At 40.7% G+C, this 17,360-nt stretch carries 13 protein-coding genes; 10 read left to right on the top strand and 3 right to left on the bottom strand.

The genetic code is table 11. From position 1 onward, the window contains the following. From cas6 to M1381_00285, 3 genes are all read right to left on the bottom strand, one after another. Positions 1-752: CRISPR-associated endoribonuclease Cas6 (gene cas6 / locus M1381_00295; protein ID MCL4477529.1), on the bottom strand; the 752-nt coding region annotated here is incomplete at its 3' end. Between the two features lie 318 nt (positions 753-1,070). Further along, positions 1,071-2,402: a 30S ribosomal protein S12 methylthiotransferase RimO gene (gene rimO / locus M1381_00290; protein ID MCL4477528.1), complete on the bottom strand. Its 1,332-nt coding sequence runs from the start codon at positions 2,400-2,402 to the stop codon at positions 1,071-1,073. Between the two features lie 47 nt (positions 2,403-2,449). Beyond that, a complete protein-coding gene (locus M1381_00285; GenBank protein ID MCL4477527.1) occupies positions 2,450-4,402 on the bottom strand; it encodes an Ig-like domain-containing protein in 1,953 nt (650 codons plus the stop codon). Between the two features lie 145 nt (positions 4,403-4,547). Here M1381_00285 and M1381_00280 point away from each other — a divergent pair, with 145 nt between their 5' ends. The 10 genes from M1381_00280 (at position 4,548) to M1381_00235 (ending at position 17,334) form a co-directional block, all read left to right on the top strand. Beyond that, positions 4,548-5,231, top strand: a complete 684-nt coding sequence (locus M1381_00280) for a cytochrome c (GenBank protein ID MCL4477526.1) — start codon at positions 4,548-4,550, stop codon at positions 5,229-5,231. 10 nt (positions 5,232-5,241) lie between these two features. Beyond that, positions 5,242-6,564: a cbb3-type cytochrome c oxidase subunit I gene (locus M1381_00275; protein ID MCL4477525.1), complete on the top strand. Its 1,323-nt coding sequence runs from the start codon at positions 5,242-5,244 to the stop codon at positions 6,562-6,564. A 253-nt stretch (positions 6,565-6,817) separates the two neighbouring features. Continuing rightward, entirely contained in the window at positions 6,818-7,819 is a 1,002-nt protein-coding gene (gene mltG / locus M1381_00270) for an endolytic transglycosylase MltG (protein MCL4477524.1), read from the top strand. 15 nt (positions 7,820-7,834) lie between these two features. Further along, positions 7,835-9,001, top strand: a complete 1,167-nt coding sequence (locus M1381_00265; GenBank protein MCL4477523.1) for a M28 family metallopeptidase — start codon at positions 7,835-7,837, stop codon at positions 8,999-9,001. Positions 9,002-9,031: 30 nt separating this feature from the next. Next, on the top strand, positions 9,032-10,435 hold the full coding sequence (locus tag M1381_00260; protein ID MCL4477522.1) for an OmpA family protein: 1,404 nt from the start codon (positions 9,032-9,034) through the stop codon (positions 10,433-10,435). A 2-nt stretch (positions 10,436-10,437) separates the two neighbouring features. Beyond that, positions 10,438-11,544, top strand: coding sequence for a hypothetical protein (locus tag M1381_00255; GenBank protein MCL4477521.1), 1,107 nt, complete (start codon positions 10,438-10,440; stop codon positions 11,542-11,544). Then, positions 11,545-13,011, top strand: coding sequence for a carboxypeptidase regulatory-like domain-containing protein (locus tag M1381_00250; protein ID MCL4477520.1), 1,467 nt, complete (start codon positions 11,545-11,547; stop codon positions 13,009-13,011). Positions 13,012-13,015: 4 nt separating this feature from the next. Continuing rightward, on the top strand, positions 13,016-15,427 hold the full coding sequence (locus M1381_00245; protein MCL4477519.1) for a homocysteine S-methyltransferase family protein: 2,412 nt from the start codon (positions 13,016-13,018) through the stop codon (positions 15,425-15,427). Further along, positions 15,424-16,239, top strand: a complete 816-nt coding sequence (locus M1381_00240; protein MCL4477518.1) for a response regulator — start codon at positions 15,424-15,426, stop codon at positions 16,237-16,239. Before M1381_00245 ends, M1381_00240 begins: the two co-directional genes overlap by 4 nt. 177 nt (positions 16,240-16,416) lie before the next feature. Further along, on the top strand, positions 16,417-17,334 hold the full coding sequence (locus M1381_00235) for an alpha/beta hydrolase (GenBank protein MCL4477517.1): 918 nt from the start codon (positions 16,417-16,419) through the stop codon (positions 17,332-17,334). Positions 17,335-17,360 lie beyond the last annotated feature (26 nt).

Below are 17,360 nucleotides of genomic sequence, written 5' to 3'. Positions count from 1 at the left end.
CCGAAGCCCGCCTCGTAACCTATTTCTATAAGCTCCGGGTTGCCGGCTACTTCAATCGGTGCCATGAAGCCGATGATGTTTGTACCTTTAAAATTGATGTTCTTTGTAATCTTGCCGCTTTTTTTATTCATATACGCCGTATCGATAGTTACTTTAAAGTCTGCATCAGCAATGTCCTTGCCGTACACAAGTTTGTATTTTTTGATGAGATTGTTTTTTATGGCATCCGCAAAGCCTTCCTCCCATGGACGCAGATAATGGCAGTTTAAATCTTTCAATACGGTGCTTACTGTTATCGGAGAAAGGCATGTGAAATGCATGCTCTTATTAAATACAGGTGTGTTAAGTGTTTCCACACGCTCAATAAGAAAACGGTTTGAACCAATTGACTTGTCCAAAGTGTTTAACTTAGGACCTATCTCAATTTCCTGTCCTTGTGCAAAAGCCCCGGTTATCAAATGTTGCAAGAAATCATTAATCGGTGAAGACAGATACCAACTAACTTGCCCCTTACCAAATGTTATTATATCACCTTTAACTCTCGCATCAGCACCCTGAAGCATTGAATATGTAAAAAGTTTGAATCCATTTTTGCTGCCACCGAGTCTGTATCCTGTGTCATGGAGGAAGTGCGAATAATCCTTTGAAGAATGTTCGATGATATTATAGATAAGGCTTGTCAGAAAATAGTTGTAGTTTACTTGTAAAGCTTTATTGCTGTTGTTAGGTATTAAAGTGAATTTAACCCTCATGGATATTCATGTAGCATAAGTAGCAAATCTGTTCAACACCGTTTAAATGGAACGCTCACGAAAGTACCAATAAGCCGATTATAGAGGATGTTTTGCCGAAGTTAAACGAAATAGGTCACCATTTTTTGAGTTTTGCGGTAGTTTTCCTTCAACACTGTGTGCGCAGAATTGTTGCTGCATAAATATGTGGTGTCAATACGGTTTCCCTTTTCTCACCTTCAGAAGCATCCGTTCGGATCTTTAACAATGAGTTTAAGACACCGGTCAAATGTACCGGCGAGCCATCGGGAATTTGTTCTTGTATTTTTTGGGTTAATCTTAATTGTTTACCGGTTCACCAACGAGGTCAAAGCCCGGTGTATCTGTGATTTTTACTTTCACGAATGAACCCGGTTTATAATGTAATTTGTTATATACCATTACATAACCGTCTATCTCGGGTGCAAAAAACCATGGTCTTAATAAGGTAATACCGTTATCATCGTGGCCTTTTCCATGAACGATTGCATCGTAGGTATTCCCTACGAAAGACTCTGACATTGCATTCATCACCCGGGATGCAAACTCATTAAATTCATTAACCCTGCTTATAATAACATCATCAGGAATCTGCTCTTTCATATTTGCAGCAGGCGCGGGTTCTTCTCTTGAATATGGGAAAACGCCGATTCTATGGAACGGGAATTCATTAAAAAATTTAAAAAGCTGTTTAAAATCACCCTCCGTCTCTCCCGGGAAACCAGTTATAACCGTTGTTCTCAGGAATGGTTCTTTTATACTTTTATTTATCTTCTCTATTACCCTCTTTATGTCATTGCTGTCCGTATGTCTATTCATGCGTTTTAAAATCTTATCCGATATGTGCTGGATCGGGACATCAAAGTATTTAAGAATCTTTTCACTGTCTTTTATATGATTTATGAATGCATCATTGATGTGGGCAGGATGTAGATAATTAAGCCTTATCCATCTTATCGCTTCAATCTTTTCAAGAGAAGAGAGCAGTTTAATCAGATGATTATCTCCTTTGTCCATGCCAAAGTTCATGGTATCCTGAGCGACAAGGTTTATTTCCTGCACTCCGTTGTCAGTAAGGTATTTTACCTCGTTAACGATGTCATCTATTTTTCTGCTTTTCAACCTGCCTTTAATAAACGGTATTACGCAGTAAGAGCATACATTATTGCATCCATCGGATATCTTTATGTATGCGGAACCTGAATGCTCCGGCAAAACCCTTGATAAGGCTTCCGGATAATCAGTAAAAGGGGCTGTAATATGTGATTTGGTGGTTTTCTTATCCTTAATAAGAGCGGGTAAATCTTCAAAACCGTTAACACCTGTAAACAGATCCACCTCTTTGAGCCTGGAAGTCAATGCGTCCTTAAATCTCTGGGGAAGACATCCTGTTACAACAACCCTCTTTACATCGCCGCGGTGCTTTGCCTCTATTGCCTGCATTACCGCATCAAGGGATTCTTCTATCGCATCTTTTACAAACGCACATGTATTGATAATTACGGTATCACTCTTGTACGCATCCCAGCTTATGCTGTAGCCCGCATGCTTAAAAGCACCTGCTATTAATTCGCTGTCAACGTCATTCTTTGGGCAGCCAAGAGGTATTATGGAAACCCGTTTTTTATTCATTAGAAAAATTCAATAGAACAATAAGCAGCATAAACAATCTCATACAATCAGTAAGATAAAGAGGTCGGTGAAAGATACATACATCCGTTTGTTGCAAGGCATGTTTGTTGTACCGTACCTTCTGTAAAGAACAAAGCATCCTGCTGTATGGTCTCCGTCAATCTCCTAACATCCTCATGAACATTGTTATCCTTTGCGGGCATTGTGTTTGTAGTAGGTGGAACATAGACAGAAGAATCAGGGACATTCCACAATGTAAATGCAGACGCAAGCGGCGCATTTCCCAATGGTATGCCGTATATTGATATGGGCAGGGGAGAAAGTGCAGTAATGCCCATTGTTCTTGCAAGCACCTCTGTTGAGAGGTTGGGCACCTGACAATCATTAAGCCCTGCCTGGATCAAGATCTGTTTTTTAGGTGTACCTGCCAGTGGATTAAGCAATATATGCGGTGCAAAGGATATGGGATCTGAAAAGTCCCAGAAGTATTGAGAGAGTGAAATAAGGATTAGCCTGTCAAGCGGATCAGGATAGGCTTTATCAAATAAAGAAGAAAGCTGCCCAAAATCATAACTCCTCTGCATCATTATACTCCATGTGGAGCCAGGCACTCCAAGCACACCCCTGATAACGTCGGGGTCAATACCCATAAATGTACCCCCCTGTATGCCTCCATCAGAATCACCATAGTAATAGATCTTATTACCAATAATTGGGTTGCCTTTATACTGCATATTCGGGTCACTCCTTAGCGCACCCAATGCAAGCTTTGTCATAACTACAACATTGATCTGTGCCTGCTGCAGCCTGTCGGTGATCTTACGGAAGTTATTAAAATCCTGTACAGCAAGTATGGCATCAGGAAAATCAAGCGTGCTTAAGCCGATCCAGTCCGTTCCTATCTGAACCATGCATAACTGGTTGGTAAAGCTCTCTTCAAACCCCGATTGCATCTCACTTTCTGCAGTGCCGAATAAGCCGTGCCCAAAGATCATGATAGGTATAGGCAATTTTGTTTGTGTTACGCATGCAGGGATGTGTACAACGATATTATAGCTTGCCTCGCCAACATACTCCGGCCGGCCTGTTGTTGTATCAGTTACAAGATAATTGTTTGAATCTAAAAATGTAGGTGCTGAAAATGTGCCGATAAGCTCTTTGTAAAGATATGCATCTGGTGAAGGTGTAATGGTGGTAAATGTGTAATTAATACCAACACTTGGTGTCATTGCCAAAGCCTGATCCCTCATTGAGATCAAATGCCCGGTTATGAAACTGTCGGAGGCGGTTGTAAAATCCCATGCAAGTGCAATACTGCTTCTGCTTATACCGTTAGCGCTGAGAAAAGAGAATAAACCCTCATAATGCTGCCTTATGCCTTCTACTGCAGGGTTGCTTGTTGCTATCTTATCTCTGAGATAAATGAATGGAACAGGCGCTTGCAATGGAGTGCCGTTTGCCGCTTTGACGGTATTGAGTATAACGACAACATACCTTGTTGACGTATTGAGCCTTACCATAGGCCTTATGATTAAACCCTGTCTTTGCCCTGGTTGTGCGTTTGCATCAACCTCTGCAAATAAAGGTACCCTTGTGCCTGTAGTAAAATCAATGATCTGTATAGGGCTTGTTGGGGATATGGATGCACCTATATCGTTAATTGAGGGTAAGGATGCCGGCAATACACCCTCTGTAAAGTATGCAAGGATCTGGCTTGCAGGGCTGAATCCATCCGCATGGTTAAACGGTGAGGGATCAAGCGGCACGCCCTTGTTATTTACAGGCAAAACGCCGGATGGATAATTTACCCTCCATCCTGTTGCAGTAGAAGTGTCCTTAACCAAATAGTAAAAAGACGGGAATGGCAAAAAACAGCTATCAACAGAAATGGGATTACAACCTACCATAGTGGGGGTTCCGGAGCTACTTTTGCCGCAGCTGATAAACAGGGAAAGCCCGACTGCCAAGATAAAGGTACCAAACATTTTAAAATGTCTCATATTTTAATTCCTCTGCTTCTTTTGATTTTTTTTATTTAGCATAATCATAGTTCTTTACGCAAGCACTATATGGTTATATGATGGGGATCATACACCCGGTTTATTGCAGGTATATAAGTAGAATTAAATTTTATAGGAGGTATATATGCAGAAATCTACTTCAAAGAAACTTTTCTTATGGGGTACATTAATATCTACTATTATCTTTTTAGCCCTTACTTATGACACGCTTAAGCAGATACCGGATAGAACAAATGCCGGTGATTTAACCCCTGAAGTAGCTGCAGGCAAATGGGTGTGGCAGAGACACAACTGCAATGACTGTCATACGATACTCGGGATTGGAGGTTATTATGCACCCGACCTTACAAAAGAGGGCGCATTAAGATCGGCAGACTGGTTAAAAGAATTCCTTAAAGATCCAAGAAAGGTAATGCCGGAACCAAGGCAAATGCCCAATCAGCATCTTACGGATCAAGAGATCAACGAGCTTGTAGCGTTCCTTCAATGGGTTTCAAAAATCAATACCAATAACTGGCCGCCAAAACCGGAAATCATTCAAACAAATGCATCGGCGGGTCACGGTACAGAACAGGGCAGATTACTATTCCGCAACTATGGCTGTGCAGCATGTCATAAGATCAATGGTATAGGCGGGAGTGTGGGTCCTGATCTTAGTCATGTCGGCTCAAGGAGGAGCAGGCAATGGATTGGAGAGCAGATCACAGAACCGGCATATCATTATCCAAGTTCGATAATGCCTTCATTCAAAAACCTATCCGATTCGCAGCTCAATGAGCTTGCTGAGTATCTTTCAAATTTGAAATAAAGGAGGTAACATGAAATACTCAACACAAAAGGTTGCTTATCCATATTTTATCCTTGCCACAATACTATTTGGCTTACAGGTAATCTTTGGCATTCTTACTGCTGCAAAATATGCATGGAATTTTGATCCATTGATGCATATTCTGCCGTTCAATACAAGCAGAGAGATACACATAAACCTGCTTATTGTGTGGTTATTATCTGGGTTCATGGGCGGAACATACTACATGATACCGGAGGAGTCCGAAACCGAGCTGTACAGTCCTAAACTTGCATATATACAGTTCTGGCTTTTTGCGATTATTGGGGTATCGGCTATAGTCGGCTATTTACTCGGATGGACATGGGGTATGCCGTTTACAGAACAGCCGTTTGTCATAAAGGTGGGTATAGTTATTGCAGCATTGATATTCCTTTACAATATCCTTATGACGGTTATCAAAAGTAAAAAATGGACAGCTATCCAGGGTGTTCTTATAGCAGGGCTTACTGCACTCGCGGTCATGTTCTTATTCGGGATGTTCTTCATGAAAAATCTATCTACCCAGTACTTTTTCTGGTGGTGGGTCATTCATCTCTGGGTAGAAGGGGCGTGGGAACTTATTGCTGCGGCTTTAGTTGCGTTTGTTATGATGAAGCTAACAGGCGTTGAAAGGGATGTTGTGGAGAAATGGCTGTATGTTGAAGTTGGACTGGTTCTATTTACAGGTATAACAGGCACAGGACATCATTACTACTGGATTGGCACACCGGCTTATTGGTTGTGGTTTGGAGCCATATTCAGCGCACTTGAACCGCTGCCCATTTTATTCATGGTTTTTGATACATTAAGGATGGTAAGAGAAAAACATCTTGAGATAAAAAACAGGCTTGCGATGAATTGGGCTGTTGCTGGAACTATCATGCATTTTTTTGGAGCGGGCGTATGGGGATTTGCAATAACCCTGCCTCAAATAAATAAGTGGGTACATGGAACGCAGGTTACAGCAGCACACGGGCATTTTTCGTTCTTCGGTGCTTATGTCATGCTGGTGATCACCCTTGTATATCTCATAGTTCCACAGATAAAAGGATTGAAGAATTTTAACCAAAGCAAGGGGTTTGCGGTGTTATATATAACAGTGTTTTTTATGATTATGATGGTGCTTGCTCTGACAATAGCTGGGATTATACAGGTGTATTTACAGAGGGTGCTTGGGTTTGATTACCTTACCACACAATCATACATGCATCTCTGGTATCTTGTATTCTTTGCAGCAGGTGTATGCTTCTCTTTAGGCGTGTTCCTTTACATCTATGATTTCTTTACACTAAAGGAAGCAGGGCAGCAGTGATCATCGTTTAGTAAATTAACGCCCAGACATGCTGTAAAATTTGTTTCGGATGGCTCTATATCCGGAACCGCAGGTATAAAACATTTTCTTGAATTTTGGATCAATATTGATGGGCACTTCCAAAGGCAGCGTCCATCCAAGGTTGGCTGCATCAGGATGCGCCATTCCCGCAAAACTTGTTCTATCCCCGTGTCTTTATTTATAAGAAGAAAGCAATTGCAATTGATGCCGGAATTGTAGTAGAAAAAGGAATATGATCAAAAGGTTTGTCTGGTATATAAGTATTTTTTTAATGGTGTGTATAATTGTTTTTGCTGTTCAATTTACGCATTTCCTTATTTTCCCGGCAAAAAGTAACACCGCATTTACAGTCATAGAAATACCCCAGGGTATATCTTTCAGCAGTATTTCTAAATTACTTATAAGGAAACGTATAGTACGTGATTATGTTAATTTTAAGCTGCTCGGGTATCTAATGGGAGCCACACACAAAACCAAATATGGGGAGTATCTGCTAAGCAGTTCTATGAGACCTACTACGATAATGGATAAACTGTTGAATGGCGAGGTTATGCTTCATGAAGTAACAATCCCCGAAGGTTATACGGATGAGGAAATAGCGCAAACACTTCATCAAAGAGGATTACTCAAAAATATAAATGATTTTATAAAGTTAACGCATGATCCGGTTTTCATAGCAAGCGTCGGCGTACACGCTTCTTCGCTTGAAGGCTTCCTTTTCCCGAACACATACGAGCTTAGTAAAGGACTATCACCTAAAGATATCCTTATAAAAATGGTTGATCAATTTAAGACAGAGTATACATCTGCAATGCAGCAGAGAGCAAAACAGCTTGGAATGACGGACCTTCAGATTATCACGCTTGCTTCTATGATAGAAAAAGAAACAAGCAATCCTGAAGAACGGTACCTGGTCTCCGCAGTTTTTTATAACAGGCTTAAACGTCATATGAGGCTGCAATCGGATCCTACCGTTATATACGGATTACATTTAAAGAACAGCAGGATTACCATGCACGATCTAAGAGAGAAAAATAAATACAATACCTATACAATAAGCGGCTTGCCGCCTGGTCCTATATGTAACCCGGGTAAAGATTCTATACTTGCGGCACTCTACCCCGCGCATGTGGATTATCTTTATTTCGTTTCAAAAAATAATGGGACCCACATGTTTACGAGAACATTAAAAAGTCATAACTATTATGTAAATCTTTATCAGAGAAAAAGGTAAAAAATCGGAGGAACTATGTTAAACGGGTATATAGAGAACATTGTAAAATCATGCGGTCCCAGGGTTCCAGGCTCTGAAGAAGAGACCAAGGCTGTTGAAATTACAAGAAACATATTATCGGGTACTTGCGATAAGGTTGATATAGAGGCATTTAATGTAGCCCCAAAGGTGCTTCAAAGACTCACAGAACTAACGGCATATGCTTTTATAGCTATGTTCATCTTGTTTTTTCTCTCACCAATCTTTTCGTTGCTCATAGCCTCAACAAACCTGGGTATAGTCGTTTTATCCAGATGGTATGATTTTGATCTTGTAGAAAAGTACATGGAGAAACGGACATCTCATAATTTGATTGGAATTATAAAGCCGACGGATACGACTAAGCGAAGGTTTATTGTTTCAGGGCACATAGACTCTGCTTTTAATATGCCTCTTCTGAGCAGGCGATTTGTATGGCTTACTCCCATTTTAGAGGCTTTTTCAACATTAGCAGGCGTTGTAATGGCATTCATTTCTGTATATGCAATGTCAAGAGGCAGATGGATTTTCCCGTATTTCCCAAATAAAATATGGGGCGGGTCTGTGTTGATAGGTCTTGCAGGTGTTATTGCAACACAGATTATGCGGAAAGGACTTGTGACGGATAATGCCGTTGAAGGTGCAAATGACAATCTATCCGGCGTTGCTGTAGCGGTTGGATTTGCAGAGTACCTCAAGAGCAATAAGCCCAAGAATACAGAGGTTATGTGTATTGCATTCGGTTCGGAAGAACCAAATACAAAAGGTTCGCAGGCCTTTGTTAAAAAGCATATCGAGGAATTAAAATCTATCCCGACTTATGTGCTTAATTTCGATATGATCGGAGAGGATGGAACTTTGCGTATTATAAAAAGGGAGCTTGAAGTACATAGTAAGCACTCAACAGCGTTCGTGAGCTTTGTTAATGATGCAGGGAACAATGCACACATAAATAATAAACCTTCAACACTGCCATTCGGTAATACCGATGCGACTCCGTTTAGCAGAAAAGGTATTCAGGCAACAAGCATAATCAGGCTTGATTCAACCGGATTACCGGGGCACTGGCACAATTTTGAGGATACAATAAAAAACATAAGAGAAGAATCACTTACAGAAGCATTAGAACTTGCAAAAGCAGTATTGACAAAGCTTGATGGCTAAAGTATAAAAAATCTTCGGGGATTAAATTTAATGAAAAGAATACTTATTGTATCAATCGGTTTCTTGTTGCTTATTACAACCAAAGCATACAGTAACGAGATCGGCGGGTATGGGCTTGAACATACAACCGATGCATTTGTTTCTTTGCCTGGATTTTACGAATTGGGCGGGCTTGGCTATGCAAACACATCCAACCTGTTAAGTCCATCCAATACATTCCAAACATTAAATTCACACATCGCGCTTGGCTACGCTTCTGTTATTAAAGGACTTGATCTTGGTTTAAACCTTTATCAAAGCACTTTCGCCTTAGATAAAAATGTTTATCACGACAACGGAGATCTGTGGCTTAATATCAAGTATTCTTATGACTTTTCAAACCTAATCAGTGCGGGCGTACTTATACAGCCAAGATTTCTTTCGGAAGTAAATGGTTTTGGCTTTAAAACGAGTGCAACAAGCTATTTGGGACTTTTGCTGTTGTCATTTAACCTTACAGACCTATCAAAATTCACGCCCTTGTTTTTCCATATAAATCTCGGATATTACATTGATAACTCTATAAACCTGCTTGATACTTCTTATACGTATAGTATTGACGGGCTTTACGGTCTTGGGATAAGAGGTGATAACAGACTTATCGGAGATGTCGCGGTTGAAGCGGTTTTGCTTAAAAAGCTTTTACACCCTTTTATAGAATTTTATACAGAACAGTCATCCACGTACGAATATTATAAAGCGAGCTTTCCATCGCTTTCCAATGCATCTTTTTTCCAGAATCCCGTATACGTTACACCGGGCATAAAACTTGTGTTCCCAAACAGACTTTATGTGCTTGCTGCATTTGATATAGGACTTATGAACAAATCATCTTTCATAACAACGACCGCCTATACCGCTGTCCCATGGAGTTCATACATTGAATTAGGTTATAAGATTTTACCATGTAAGCCCGTAATTATCAGAGAACAGGCTCCCAAACCGATGCCTGTAACGAGCGTTGTGCATCCTGCAATCAAACCGGAAGCACCAACACCCGCCCCCTTGATTAGGAAGAAGCTAAAATATGCTTATATCGAAAAGTTTGGGAAAAGGATAATCATCACACAGGCAATACATTTTAAGTTGAATAGCTCTGTGATTATGAAAGATTCTTATGTTGTGCTTAATGATGTTGCAACGCTCATAAAGGATAATCCGTCTATCCGTGTTAGGATCGGGGGCTATACCGATAACATCGGTTCACCCGAATATAATTTAGCCTTATCCAAGTCAAGAGCAGAGTCTGTTATGAAGTATATTATAGGTAGAGGCGTATCTCCAGACAGTCTAACTGCAAAAGGGTTTGGCGAGGCATCACCTATAGCTTCTAATAAAACACCGATCGGCAGGGCAGAGAATAGGCGTGTGGAGTTCAAGATAATAAAGAGGTAATGATGAAAAGGCTGGCTTTCTTTATAATAATAATACTCTTTACCGCAGGATGCGGGAAAGACCTGTCAGGTTTACAACAAACGAAAAAACTTTTTAGTGCTGCCAGTGTGGTTGATAATAGCCAGGATGTTGGCGAGTATACATCACTTGCGCTTGATAGCTCGGGGAACCCCTATATATCTTATTATAATGTAACGATGCAGAGCCTCGAGCTTGCAGTATGGTCAGCGAATAAAGACGCATGGATAATAACGACGGTTGACGGCGGTAACGGTGATGATGCGGGCATGTTTTCTTCACTCTCACTTAATAATGGCGAACCTGTCATAGCATACTATGACAACACACACGGATACTTAAAACTCGCAATCGGTAGTGACTCGGGCTTTTCCATAAGTATTGTTGATGGGAACTCTAATGATAGGGTTGGTGGATATGCGTCTCTTTCAATAAATAAAAATGATTATCCTGCTATAAGTTATTATGATTTTACAAAGGGAGATTTAAAATTTGCACAGGAAACGGTAACAGGGTTCAACATAACAACAGTGGATTTTTTAGGAGAGGTCGGGCTCTACACATCACTTGCATTCGATCAAAACGGTAACCCTGCAATCGCGTATTACGATGCATCAAACGGAGCTTTAAAGTTTGCACATTTTACAGGCTCTGCATGGAGCATAACGACGGTTGACGGCGGTAACGGTGATGATGAGGGCAGGTATGCATCGCTTGCATTAAGAGGGGATGGTACACCGTTTATAAGCTACTATGATGCAACGAATGAACAATTAAAATGCGCATGGTATGATAATACAAATAAACAATGGGATATACAGATCGTTGATCCTGCGCAGGGTGTTGGGACCGATACATCCATTGCACTGGACAGCTATGGTTATCCCCACATAAGCTATTTTGACGGAGTAAACGGAGACCTTAAGTACGCATGGTATAACGGAGTTGGCTGGAACATTGATGTTATTGATGGCGAAGGTATTGTGGGGCTTTACTCTTCTCTAAAGCTTGATAAAAACAATTATGCACATATAAGCTATAGAGATTACACGAACAAGGCTTTAAAGTATGCTGTTTACAGAAGGTTGTAAATGAATATAAAAAGATTTTTATTTTTAGGGTTTATATCTATCCTTGCAGGCTGCAGTTCATCGGCAGTAACAACAAAAACAACGTATACAGGCAATATAACGGGTTCTGTGATTTTACAGGGACAAAACGTGTATAAGGATGTTCTTGTTTATATAAGTGGTGAGCCGTACATTGTTTATACGGATGTAAATGGTAATTATTCAATAACCGATATCCCTGCCGGCACGTATATGCTTAATGCGTCGAAAACGGGTTACGCATCTGCATACCAGCAAATAACATTAAACCCCGGACAAACTCTAAAAGCATCGCCGATGGTTCTGGATATACTCGCGACATCGTTTTCCGTTAAAACCCCGTTTACGGCTATCGAGGATCAGCCATTCACTATTACCGTCTCAGCAATGCTTGATAATAATATACTACCCACATACTCGGGCACAGTTAATCTGGATTCAAGCTGGGGCGATATTACACCAACAACCGTTTCTTCTTTCTCGGGCGGCACAAAGACATTTAGTGCATGGGTTAATAGAGAAGGGCCTGCGGCTATTTCATTTTCTGATACAACATCACCGTATGCAACATCGGCCGCTGCCATAAATGTGCTCTCGATACCATGGAGACTGGGGCATATCCCGGACGTTGATCTCTCCGGTACAGGCTGGGACAATACGCATGTTAGTTTTCCATCGGTTATATATGTAAACGGCGAATTTTATATGCTTTATTCGGGCAGTAACGGTACATCATGGAACATCGGACTTGCAACATCTGCCGACGGTATTACATGGTCAAAATCTACGTACAACCCTGTTATCAAAACAGGAGGTACTTTTTATGCTTCTGGTGTATTGGCAACAAGTATTATGTATGAGAATGGCATGTTCAAGACATGGTTTTCCGGCTCAGAAGGATCATACACCAATATAGGTTATGCAACGTCGGCAAACTGCATAACTTGGACAGTTGACAGCAGCCCGGTTTTAATTACAGGTTCAACAGGCTTATGGGATTACAAAGCGGTTACTGAGCCGTCTGTTATAAATGATAATGGCGTTTATAAGATGTGGTATTCCGGTTATGACGGTAACACATGGCGCATCGGTTATGCGACATCAACCGACGGAATAACCTGGGCAAAGTACGGTTATAATGGAACAGAGCTGCCGGTAATTGATGTATCCAGTTCGGGTGCAGATAGTTCGGGTGTATACGCCCCAACCGTTGTAAAGGATGAAAATGTTTATAAGATGTATTACACGGGGATAGATACGAGCGGGAATCTCACCCTTAATTATGCAACATCAACCGACGGAATAACCTGGTTTAAATCTACTTCAAACCCAAAGCTTTCTTACGGCAGTGGAGTTCAATCACCCGATTTTATATTAAGAACCATGTTTCTATATCTTTCATACTATGATGGAACACACTGGCGTATAGGGCTTGCAACCTATCCATAGTTTGATGAAACCCTTTAGAGAACACCTCTTATCAGACCTTCTTATTATGGATGGTGCAATGGGTACCATGCTGCAAAAGTCGGGCGTTCTAAAACCAGGTATGGCGCCTGAACTCCTCAATATTACAAACAAGGATCTTCTGCAAAATATCCATAGGCAGTATGTTAATGCAGGCGCCGGCATAATTGAAACAAACACATTCGGTGCAAACGTGATCAAGCTTAAAGAATTTGGTCTTGAAAAACGGGTAAGTGAAATAAACAAACACGCTGCGGAAAATGCAAGGATAGCCGCAGCTAACAGGGCCTATGTTGCAGGGGACATTGGTCCTACCGGTAAATTTATAAAACCAGTGGGTGATTTAGAGTTTGATGAAGCTGTGGATATCTTCAAAGAGCAGATTAGGGCACTACTTGACGGCGGGGTTGACCTCTTCTCAATCGAAACCATGATGGATATAAAAGAGATTAAGGCAGCAGTCGCAGCAATAAAAGAGCTATGCGATCTTCCCATTATGGCAATGATGACTTTTAATGATGATTACAGGACAACGCTAGGGACCTCACCGGAGGTTGCTGCCATTGTGCTTGAAGCACTTGGGGCTGATGTTATCGGTGCTAACTGTAGTTTAGGTCCGGAGGGCATATACAATGTGATAAAGAGGATGTCGCGGGTAACAAATCTCCCTCTGATTTCAGAAGCAAATGCGGGCATGCCTATTTTAAAACATGGATTAACAACCTTCCCTGCAACACCTGAGCAGATGGTAGAACGTATGGAGGAATCGATAGCACTCGGCGTTAGGGTTTACGGAGGCTGCTGTGGAACAACCCCAGAACATATAAAACTGATATCAGAAACGGGTTTAGCTCTTAAACATAATCTTTCTTTTGAGCTCAAACATAATGACAGGTTATATCTGGCAAGCAGAACAGAGTTTAAAAGTGTAGAGCCTTCTCACGGAACATTGTTTATAGGAGAAAGGATTAATCCTACCGGGAAAAAAGTATACTCAGAGGAACTGAAATCCGGTAAGACACGGTACATAAGGGAACAGGCAAGACTTCAACAAGAAGCAGGGGCAGATTTGCTTGATATAAATGTTGGCACACCAGGTATTGATGAGGCTTCTATGATGAAAAAAGCGGTATTTGCTGTGAACGAATCCTCCGTACTCCCGGTATCTATAGATTCTTCAAACATTGATTCAATTGAGCATGGGCTTAAAGCAGTTGACGGAAAACCTCTTGTCAATTCTGTTACGGCTGAGATTAAAAGGCTTATTCCAACATTAAAACTAATAAAAAAATATGGTGCTGCAGGCATTATACTCCCTGTTGATGATAATGGTTTACCAAAGACAAGTTCGGATAGAATTGCCATCGCAAAAAAAATCATAGAAACAGCCCGGGGGCTTGGCATAAACAAGAGGGATTTAATAATAGATGCAATTACGCTTACGATAAGTGCAGAACCAGGTGGAGGGCTTGAAACACTCAAAACAATAAGGATAATAACAGAAGAGCTTGGTATGCCCGCTGTGATAGGTTTGAGCAATGTCTCTTTTGGATTGCCAGAACGGCGCATTCTTAATGCGCATTTTCTGACAATGGCAATGGGCAGCGGGCTTGGGCTTGCCATCGTTAATGTGCTTGATGATGAGATAAAAAAAGCCAGTCTGTCCGCATCACTATTGCTTGGCAGGGATAATAACGCGGCAAATTATATAAAGGCATTCTCAAATAGCCAAGAAGAAGCCGCTGTCACTCCTGAATCTGAGAAAATGGATATATTCAAACTTATCCAGGACGCCATAATAAAAGGAGACGACGAAAATATTGTAAATATGGTAGAGCAGGCACTTTCAAGCAGGTATGACCCATTAATAATAAGCAACAAAGGGCTAATCCCAGGCATGGATGTTGTAGGTAGATTGTTTAAAACAGGTAAGATCTTTTTACCGCAGGTTATGCTTTCTGCAGAAACAATGAAAAAGGCATTTACAAGGCTTAAAAAAGAGATGCCCTCAGGCAGGAAAGGATTAAAAAAAATCCTTATGGCAACTGTGGAAGGCGATATTCATGACATAGGGAAAAATATTGTTATAACGCTGCTTGAGAACAACGGCTTTGACGTGATTGATCTGGGAAAGAACGCCTCATCAAAGGATATTGTGAAACGTGCAAAAGAAAACAGAGTCGATCTTATAGGGTTAAGTGCGCTTATGACTACAACGATGGTTGAGATGAAAAATGTTATAGGACTTATAAAACAGGAAGGGCTCAATATCCCTGTTGCTGTCGGCGGTGCTGTTCTTACGGCAGAATATGCACATGAGATAGGTGCCGATCTCTATGCCAAAGATGCAATGGAGGCTGTTGCAATAATGAAAGGATTTTTTGGGATAAAGCAATGACATCAAAACAGGTTTTACTTATAGATGACGACTTAGAATATCAGGCACTTATATCCAATGCCCTGGAATCTGCTAATTTACGGCTCAACAATGCTGGTAATGGTGAAAGTGGATTCCAGATTGCCAAGAAAAATCCGCCGGACATCATCATTCTGGCAGTAGAATTACCCGACTCAAACGGATATGTACTTTGCAAAAAATTCAGAGAGGACGAAACATTAAAAAGCATCCCTGTCATTCTTATATCAAGGGATGCAAGCCCAAAGGATTTTGAACAGCATAGAAAACTGAAAATAAGGGCGGATGAATATTTGCTAAAGCCATTCAGCGATGATGTTATCTTATCAAAGGTACAAAACCTGATAGGTTTTCACATATCAGAGAATGAATTTGAGCTTATGCAGGAACACCTCAATGCACTTATTCAGGAAAAGATTATACTCGACGATAGGATAGGTACACTTGAAAAAGAGAAGGAGGAACTGAGCAATAAACTTAAAGAAGTTGATCGCGTTCAAAATGCACTCGGTGTAAGTAAAAATCGCGAAGAAGAGTTGTCAAAACAATTAAGCGAGAGCAAAAGCCATACCAAGGTCATAGATCAATGGCTTACAGAAGCAAATGACAGGGTTGATGGTTTAAAAAAAGAAAATACAGAACTTAAAAAAGATTATGAACGCATAATGAAAGAGTTAAAGGAGCTCCAGAGCAATTATCAGTCACTTCAGGAAAAAGCCAAAAAGAGCAGTATTGATATAGAAAAACTAAAGTTTTTATTGAATCAGGCTTTATCCCTGTTGCCAAAAGATTAAACCGCATAATACGTTCCATGATATATGGAAATCAACTTGGGGACTCAAACCGCAAGTTCATGCACTGTGTGTGGGACCGGTCTGCTGCTTAATTTTGGAGTTTGAGATACGAGGGATGTTTGTTGTATTCAAAATCATTTTGTTGTATGTATTACAAAAATGTTTAAGGAGGCGCCGATGGTGGAACGCGGAACATTCAAGAGCTTTGATGGGGTGAAGATTGCTTACTACACCATAGGGAATAAAAAGGGTATGCCGGTCATTTTATCTAACGGACTCGGCGGCAACATAGCAGCATGGGCGTCAATGATTGACGCTTTAAAAGATAAATATTTATTCATAACATGGGATTATAGAGGGCTTTACAGATCCGGTATGCCTTACAATATGCACACATTAACAGTCCCATTTCAGGCTAAAGATCTGGAAATACTCTTAGAGAAACTGCGCATCAAAAAGGCACTATTTGTAGGATGGAGCATGGGAGTTCAGATTAATTTTGAATTTTACAGAACGCACCCCGATGCGTTTTTAGGTATTATAGTTTTAAGCGGTGCTTCCGGCTATCCATTTGAAACCGCGAAAGGATTAAAGGGAGACGCCATAAGGTTTATGACGCTCATTTTAAAGCATATATCTTCCCTTGATTCCAAAGTTGTAAAAGCTGCAACGAAGCTGCCGTTTTTCTTTTATCTGATAAAAATGTTTGGACTTGTCGCAAAGCCATGTTCGGAACAGATATTTATGAATATTATTAAAGATTTCAGGCATCTCGATTTTAAAGTCTACTTTGATTCGCTTTTTAAGCTTGGAGAACACTCTGCTGAGGATGTTCTTACTAATATTAAGGCCCCAACACTAATAGTGGTAGGCGAAAAGGACCTGTTTACACCTCCGTCTGTTGCAGAGAGCATGCGTAACAAAATAAAGCATAGTGAGCTATATGTACTGCCAGATGCAACGCACTATGCACTTGCTGAATTTCCGGATAGTATTATAAAAAAGAGCATTCAGTTTATCAAAAAACACAGGCTTGATAAACCTAAAACAGAAGAACTAAAGATTGTTGAGAAACAAGTTACTACCCTATCATAACCCGAGAAACACATTATTTTGGTTAA

This window comes from Deltaproteobacteria bacterium (assembly GCA_023382265.1).
In the GTDB taxonomy this organism is placed as follows: domain Bacteria; phylum JAMCPX01; class JAMCPX01; order JAMCPX01; family JAMCPX01; genus JAMCPX01.
This window is presented reverse-complemented; position numbering and strand designations above follow the sequence as displayed.